This window comes from Mesorhizobium sp. M4B.F.Ca.ET.143.01.1.1, from assembly GCF_004792275.1.
Classification (GTDB): Bacteria; Pseudomonadota; Alphaproteobacteria; order Rhizobiales; family Rhizobiaceae; genus Mesorhizobium; species Mesorhizobium abyssinicae.
In genome coordinates this window covers 1-279 of record NZ_SRSR01000384.1, presented here as the reverse complement: position 1 = coordinate 279, position 279 = coordinate 1, and the positions used below count along the sequence as shown (strand labels likewise).

Genomic DNA, 279 nt, shown 5'->3' with positions numbered 1-279 from the left:
GTGGCCAACCGCGTCATGGCGCCGATCTACCGCAGACATCTCACCGGCCTGACGACGCTGATGCCTGGCGTCAGGGAGGTTCTCACCCACTTCCACTTGAGCGGAATAGCCATGGGTGTGGTGACCAACAAGCCGCAGTTGGCGGCTCGCGAAATCCTGCTGCATTTTGGGCTGACGGAACACCTTGGCGCGATCGTTGGCGGAGACGCGGTGACATACCTGAAACCGGCGCCCGACGCTCTGCTGCTGGCGCTCGACCAGCTTCAGGTCGAACCTCGT

The 279-nt window shown here is 62.7% G+C and carries 1 protein-coding gene; it reads left to right on the top strand.

The genetic code is table 11. The annotated features are described in order from the left end of the window. Positions 1 to 15: 15 nt before the first annotated feature. Positions 16 to 279, top strand: a 264-nt coding sequence (locus EN786_RS37450; protein ID WP_246688865.1) for an HAD hydrolase-like protein, incomplete at its 3' end; no start/stop codon positions are given.